This is a genomic window from Mesorhizobium sp. (assembly GCF_004962925.1).
GTDB lineage: Bacteria > Pseudomonadota > Alphaproteobacteria > Rhizobiales > Rhizobiaceae > Mesorhizobium.
Genome location: NZ_SUEO01000035.1, coordinates 28,349 through 35,991 on the forward strand (window position 1 = coordinate 28,349; position 7,643 = coordinate 35,991).

Here is a 7,643-nt window from a genome sequence, read left to right on the forward strand (position 1 = left end):
CCCCTGCTAACGCTAATGTAGGGCCTCCAAGACCCTTCTGGCGCCATCACAAGACCGGCAAAAGCGCGCCGGTTTATTGACTAAAAAGCCGCGCCTGCTATGTGTCGCGCACCCTTTTCAAAGGCGCTCCCAAGGCCCCAAAACTCCCACACTGGAGGAAGCATGACCTCGCGTGAACAACATGACCGGATGGCCAATGCGATCCGTTTTCTTTCCATGGACGCCGTCGAGAAGGCCCAATCCGGCCACCCCGGCCTGCCCATGGGCTGCGCCGATATTGCCACGGTGCTGTTCACGCGTTTCCTGAAATACGATCCGAAGAACCCGCACTGGCCCGATCGCGACCGCTTCATCCTGTCAGCCGGCCACGGCTCGATGCTGCTTTATTCGCTGCTCTATCTGACCGGCTACGAGGACATCACCCTCGACCAGATCAAGCACTTCCGCCAGTTGGGATCGAGGACGGCGGGCCATCCCGAATACGGCCATGCCGCCGGCATCGAGACGACGACCGGCCCGCTCGGCCAGGGGCTTGCCAATTCGGTCGGCTTCGCACTCGGCGAGCGCATCATGAATGCCGCTTTCGGCAATGACCTTGTCGACCACTACACCTATGTGCTGGCCGGCGACGGCTGCCTGATGGAAGGCGTGTCCCAGGAAGCCATCGCGCTTGCCGGACATCTCAAGCTGAACAAGCTGATCGTCTTTTGGGACAACAACAACATCTCGATCGATGGCCCGGTGTCGCTGGCCGACAACACCGATCAGGTCGCTCGCTTCCAGGCGTCCGGCTGGAACGCCAGCCACATCGACGGCCAGGATCCGGAAGCGATCGCCTATGCCATCGAGGCGGCCCGCCATTCCGACAAGCCGACGATGATCGCCTGCAAGACGACGATCGGCTTCGGCGCGCCGACCAAGGCCGGCACCAACAAGGCGCACGGTTCGCCGCTCGGCGCTGATGAAATCGCCGGCGCGAGAAAGTTCTTCGGCTGGGATTCGGCGCCGTTCGATATTCCTGCCGATATCCTCGATGGCTGGCGCGACGCCGGCAAGACAGGTGTCAAGGCACGCACCGACTGGGAAGGCCGCCTTGCCAAGGCCGATGCCCAATTGCGTAGCGAATTCGAGCGCCGCATCAGCGGCAAGCTGCCAGCGAATTTCGACGCCGTCATCACCGACTACAAGAAGAAGCTCGCCACGGACAAGCCGAAGGTCGCCACCCGCAAATCGTCGGAAATGGCGCTCGAGATCATCAACGGCGCGGTGCCGGAAACGATCGGCGGCTCGGCCGACCTGACTGGCTCCAACAACACCAAGACCAGCCAGACCAAGAACATCACATCAGACGATTACGGCCAACGCTACGTCCACTACGGCATCCGCGAGCACGGCATGGCGGCCGCCCTCAACGGACTGACGCTGCATGGCGGCCTCATCGCCTATGGCGGCACCTTCATGTGCTTTTCCGACTACGCCCGTCCGGCGATGCGGCTTGCCTCGCTGATGGGCATCCGCTCGATCTTCGTCATGACCCATGATTCCATCGGGCTCGGCGAAGACGGCCCGACCCATCAGCCGGTGGAGCATCTGGCCGCATTGCGCGCCATTCCGAACCACAATGTCTTCCGCCCGGCCGACGCGGTCGAGACAGCCGAATGCTGGCAGCTGGCCATCGAGCAGGAAAAGACGCCCTCGACGCTGGCGCTGACCCGGCAGAACCTGCCGACCGTGCGCAACGACTTCGCTGCGGAGAACCTCAGCCGCCAAGGCGCCTATGAACTGGCCGCCGCCAATGGCGATGCGGCGGTGACGATCTTCGCTTCGGGCTCCGAGGTCGAAATCGCGCTGGCGGCGCGCGAGGCACTGGAGAAACACGGTCATCCGACCCGCGTCGTGTCTGTCCCCTGCTTCGAATTGTTCGATAAGCAGAGCGCCGACTATCGCAAGAAGACGATCGGCAACGCGCCGATCAAGATCGCCATCGAAGCCGGCATCCGCCAGGGCTGGGATCATTTCATCGGCACCGACGGCATCTTCATCGGCATGACCGGCTTCGGCGCCTCTGGTACTATCGAACAGCTCTATCCGCATTTCGGCATCACCGCCGAAGCGACGGTGAAGGCGGCGGAAGCCCGCCTGCACGGCGAATAAAGCTTGGCGCCCGCGAAAACGCGCGTAGCGGTTTGCGGGCAGCCTCAGCTTGGTGGACTTAAATCCAACCCATCGACGGCTGGATTCTTTGGCAGCCCGCCGTTATGAAGCTGCGGACTTGATCTTCGGCCTCCAACTCCCAGGGAGAAAAAAATGACCGTCAGAGTTGCCATCAACGGATTCGGCCGCATTGGCCGCAACATCCTGCGCGCCATCCACGAATCCGGCCGCAAGGACATCGATGTGGTCGCCGTCAACGACCTCGGCCCGGTCGAGACCAATGCGCATCTGCTGCGCTTCGACAGCGTGCACGGCCGCTTCCCGCATGAAGTGACGGTTGACGGGGACCAGATCACCGTCGGCACCGAAAAATTCAAGGTCACCGCGATCAAGGATCCGACGCAGCTGCCGTGGAAGGAGCTCGGCATCGACATCGCGCTCGAATGCACCGGCATCTTCACCGCCCGCGACAAGGCAGCCGCGCATTTGACCGCCGGCGCCAAGCGGGTCCTCGTCTCGGCGCCTGCCGAAGGCGCCGACCTCACCGTCGTCTATGGCATCAACCATGACAAGCTGACCAAGGACCACATCATCATCTCCAACGCCTCCTGCACCACCAACTGCCTGGCGCCGCTGGCAGCCGTGCTGCATGAGGCCGTCGGCATCGAGAAGGGCATGATGACGACGATCCACTCCTACACTGGCGACCAGCCGACGCTGGACACCATGCATAAGGATCTCTACCGCGCCCGCGCCGCGGCCCTTTCGCAGATCCCGACCTCGACCGGTGCGGCCAAGGCGATCGGCCTCGTGCTGCCCGACCTCAAAGGCAAACTCGACGGCATCTCCATTCGCGTGCCGACCCCGAACGTCTCGGTCGTCGATTTCAAGTTCATCGCCAAGCGGCCAACGACCGTGCAGGAGATCAACGAGGCGGTGATCGCCGCCTCCAAGGGCAAGCTGAAGGGCATTCTCGCCGTCACCCATCACCCGAACGTGTCGACCGACTTCAACCACGATTCGCATTCCTCGATCATGGCGCTCGACCAGACCAAAGTCATGGACGGCAACTTCGTTTCGGTGCTGTCCTGGTACGACAATGAATGGGGTTTTTCCAACCGCATGGCCGACACCGCCGTTGCGTTCGGCAAGACCATCGCCTGATCGCAGGACCATCTTCTCTCGACCTGGAAACGCCCGGCACTGTCCGGGCGTTTTTCATTGGAGCGCCTCGTGTCCTTTTGGACGCGCAAAGGACGCTCCGCCACTTGGTTGGCAAGGCCGCGCCTTGAGCGTCAAAACACCCGAAAATCAGCGGCATAGGGCAAAAAATCACCCTCCCGCCTTGCACCGGTCATGTCTTCGCCTCACTCTCCCGTAAAGCGAGAGGTACACGAAATTGAGGGGGCGGTTTTCGGATGGAGCATGCGATCTATCTCGTGACGCTGGTTGGCACCGCACTTGTCGTTGCAGCCGCGTTTTCGAGCCTGATCGCCTTCCGCTTCGGCGCTCCTCTCTTGCTGTTGTTCCTCTGCATCGGCCTGGCCACGGGAACCGACGGCCTCGGCATCCAGTTCGACAATGCGCGGCTGGCTTATTTTGCCGGCTCACTTGCGCTGGCGGTCATCCTGTTCGATTCCGGTTTCGGCACGCCGCTCAATGTCTTGCGCCAGGCGGCCGGACCGGCGCTGTCGCTGGCGACCGTCGGCGTCCTTTTGACCACCGGCCTGTTCGGCGTCGTCGCCTACTACCTGCTCGACCTCAGCTGGCTGGAATCCTTCCTGCTCGGTGCCGCAGTCGCCTCGACCGACGCAGCAGCGGTGTTCTTCCTGTTGCGCGCCGGCGAGATCAATTTGCGCGAGCGCGTGCGTTCCACGCTCGAGGTGGAATCCGGCACCAATGACCCGATCGCCATCTTCCTGACCATTACTCTGGTCGAGATCATCGCCGTCAACGCCAATCTCGAGGCCAAGGTGCTGGCTACCGACCTCATCCTTGGCTTCCTTTTCAACATGGGGCTTGGCGCCATCGTCGGCATTTTCGGCGGCCTCGCCATCGTGCGCCTCGTCGACCGGCTCAATCTCGACCACGGGCTGCTGCCGATCTTCGTGCTGACACTGTCGCTGATGGTGTTCGCCGCCGCCGGCGCCATTGGTGGCTCCGGCTTTCTGGCGGTCTATCTCGCCGGCCTCATTGCCGGCAATTCCGACATCCGCGCCGTCACCATCCTCAAGCGCTTCCAAGACGGCATGTCGTGGCTGGCACAGATCATCATGTTCCTGATCCTCGGCCTGTTCGCAACGCCCTCGCAATTCCCGGCGATCCTTCTGCCGGCGGTGCTGCTGGGCCTGTTCCTGATCTTCGTGGCGCGGCCGATCGCCGTCTGGCTTTGCCTGATGCCGTTCCGTCTGCCACGCCCGGAAGTCGCCTTCGTCTCCTGGGTGGGCCTGCGTGGCGCCGTGTCGATCCTGCTCGCCATCACGCCGCTGCTTGGCGGCCTTGAGAACGGCCGCCTCATCTTCAACACCGCCTTCATTGTCGTGCTGGTGTCGCTGGTCATCCAGGGATGGACTGTCGGACCGCTGGCGCGCCGCCTCGGCCTGATCGTGCCGGCCCGCCTGGGTCCGCTGGACAAGGTCGAACTCGAATTGCCGGGCTCCGCTCATCACGAGCTTCTCGCCTATCGCGTCGCACCTGGCAGCCCGGTGGCGCGCGGTGAGCGCATTCCGCGCTGGGCGCGGCCGTCGCTGGTGCTGCGCGACGGGCGCTCGATGCGCTTCCAGGACATGGGCAGGCTTGCCGCCGGCGACCATGTCTACATCTTCGTGCCGGATCGCTATCCAGCCCTGCTCGACAAGCTGTTCGCCAGCCGCGCCGTGGTCGATCCCGAGGATGCGGACTTCTTCGGCGCCTTCGCCGTCGATCCGGCGCGCTCGGCCGCGGAACTGGAAGCCGCTTACGCGCCGGGCCTGACCGAGGAGGAACGCAAGCTGACCGTCGGCGACCTGGTGACGGAGCGGCTCGGCGGCCATGCCGAATATGCCGACCGCGTGCTGATTGGTCCGATCGAGCTGATCGTCCGTGACGTTGACGACAAAGGCAAGATCACCGGCCTCGGTCTTTCCCTCGAGCCGACCGCGCCGGTGGCACGGGTGCCGGTGTTCCTGAGTGCCGGCGAAATCGGCGACCGTATCGTTGCCTTTGTGCGCAATTGGCGCAAGCGGGTCAAAAAGCAGAGTGCCGAGGCGCTGGCGGACGCGGAACCGGCTCCACAGCCGGTGGTGGAAAAGGCAACCGACGAGGGCTGACTGCTACCGACACGGGCCGTGGTCATATTTTCCGCGTAGCACCATTGCAGGTCTTGCATCGTCGTTGTTGCGGGTTAAGGTCCCCGCGATTTTTCGCGAAAGGGAACAGCATGGCCAGCTTCAAGACACTGGACGACATCGGCAATATCGATGGCAAGCGCGTGCTGGTGCGCGTCGACCTCAACGTTCCCGTCGCCGACGGCAAGGTCACCGACGCCACCCGTATCGAGCGCATCGCGCCGACCATCGCCGAGCTTTCAGGCAAGGGCGCCAAGGTCATCCTGCTTGCCCATTTCGGCCGGCCCAAAGATGGACCCTCGCCCGAATTCTCGCTTGAGCCGATCGCCAAGGCGGCCGCGGAGGTGCTCGGCCGCCCTGTCGGCTTCGCATCCGACTGCATCGGCGACAAGGCCGCGAGCGCCGTGGCCGTCATGAACAAGGGCGACGTGCTGCTGCTCGAAAACACCCGCTTCTACAAGGCCGAGGAGAAGAACGACCCGGCCTTCACCGAAAAGCTCGCCGCCAATGGCGACATCTTCGTCAACGACGCCTTTTCCGCCGCCCACCGCGCCCATTCGTCGACGGAAGGGCTTGCGCACCTGCTCCCGGCTTTCGCCGGCCGCACCATGCAGGCCGAGCTGGACGCGCTGGAAAAGGGCCTCGGCAATCCCGTCCGCCCTGTCGTTGCCATCGTCGGCGGCGCCAAGGTCTCGAGTAAGATCGACCTGCTGATGAATCTGGTGAAGAAGGTCGACGCGCTGGTCATCGGCGGCGGCATGGCCAATACCTTTCTCGCCGCACGCGGCACCGATGTCGGAAAATCATTGTGCGAGCACGACCTCGCCAAGACCGCCAAGCAGATCATGATCGAGGCGGCTGAAGCCGGCTGCGCCGTCATCCTGCCGGTCGACGGCGTCGTCGCCAGGGAATTCAAGGCGGGCGCGGCCAGCGAAACCGTCGCGATATCAGAGGTGCCGGCCGACGGCATGATCCTCGATGTCGGCGAAAAGACCGTGAAGACTGTTGCCGACTGGATCGACCGCGCCGCGACGCTGGTCTGGAACGGTCCGCTCGGCGCCTTCGAGATCGAGCCGTTCGACCGGGCGACGGTTGCGGCAGCCAAGCACGCTGCGGCCCGCACCAAGGCCGGCAAATTGATCTCGGTGGCCGGCGGCGGCGACACGGTGGCCGCACTCAATCATGCCGGCGTCGCTGACGACTTCACCTACGTCTCGACCGCCGGCGGCGCCTTCCTGGAATGGATGGAAGGCAAGCCCCTGCCCGGTGTCGATGTGCTAAAGCGCTGAGGCGAGCAGACGAACGAAGGCGTTTGCGCGTTTCAATCGATTCGAGCTTTCCGCTCGGAATGGTTCGACTTGAACCTGGCTTGCTGTAGTGGTCTGCTAGGTTGGAACAACCGTTTCAGGAGGATGCATCATGAGCGAACGTCTCGAGGACATTGCCGCCGCGATGGTGGCCGATGGCAAGGGTCTTTTGGCCGCCGACGAAAGCTCCGGCACCATCAAGAAGCGCTTCGACGTGATCGGCGTCGAATCGACCGCCGACAGCCGCCGCGACTATCGCGAGATGATGTTCCGCGCCAAGGAGGCGATGACCAGATACATTTCCGGCGTCATCCTCTATGACGAGACCATCCACCAGAAGGCCGCCGACGGCACGCCGCTGGTCGACATCATTAAGGCAACCGGCGCCATCCCAGGCATCAAGGTCGATGCCGGCGCCAAGCCTCTGGCCGGCTACCCCGGCGACACGATCACCGAAGGCCTCGACGGCCTGCGCGAGCGCCTTGCCGACTACTACAAGCTCGGCGCCCGTTTCGCCAAATGGCGTGCGGTGATCGACATCGACGTCGCCAAGGGCGTGCCGTCCGCCACGTCGATCGGCTCGAACGCGCATGCGCTCGCCCGCTATGCGGCGCTCTGCCAGGAAGCCGGCATCGTGCCGATCGTCGAGCCGGAGGTGCTGATGGACGGCGCCCATGACATCGGCACCTGCTATGAGATCAGCAAGGCAACGCTGACGAAACTCTACACCGAGCTCTACGCGGCCCGCGTCGTCCTCGAAGGCACCATCCTGAAGCCGAACATGGTTCTCGCCGGCAAGAAGTCGGGCAAGGTGAGCAGTCCTGAGGAAGTCGCCGAAAAGACCATAAAACTGTTC

General features: G+C 63.5%; 5 protein-coding genes. All 5 read left to right on the top strand.

The genetic code is table 11. From position 1 onward, the window contains the following. Window positions 1-162: 162 nt before the first annotated feature. Window positions 163-2,154: a transketolase gene (tkt, locus tag E5W87_RS10330; RefSeq protein ID WP_292396658.1), complete on the top strand. Its 1,992-nt coding sequence runs from the start codon at window positions 163-165 to the stop codon at window positions 2,152-2,154. Window positions 2,155-2,307: 153 nt separating this feature from the next. Continuing rightward, window positions 2,308-3,318, top strand: coding sequence for a type I glyceraldehyde-3-phosphate dehydrogenase (gene gap / locus E5W87_RS10335; RefSeq protein WP_292396660.1), 1,011 nt, complete (start codon window positions 2,308-2,310; stop codon window positions 3,316-3,318). A 254-nt stretch (window positions 3,319-3,572) separates the two neighbouring features. Continuing rightward, complete coding sequence (locus E5W87_RS10340) at window positions 3,573-5,462, top strand: potassium/proton antiporter (RefSeq protein ID WP_292396662.1); 1,890 nt, start codon at window positions 3,573-3,575, stop codon at window positions 5,460-5,462. A 110-nt stretch (window positions 5,463-5,572) separates the two neighbouring features. After that, complete coding sequence (gene pgk, locus E5W87_RS10345) at window positions 5,573-6,769, top strand: phosphoglycerate kinase (RefSeq protein WP_292396664.1); 1,197 nt, start codon at window positions 5,573-5,575, stop codon at window positions 6,767-6,769. Between the two features lie 130 nt (window positions 6,770-6,899). Continuing rightward, a partial coding sequence (locus tag E5W87_RS10350; RefSeq protein ID WP_292396666.1) for a class I fructose-bisphosphate aldolase occupies window positions 6,900-7,643 on the top strand: 744 nt, incomplete at its 3' end.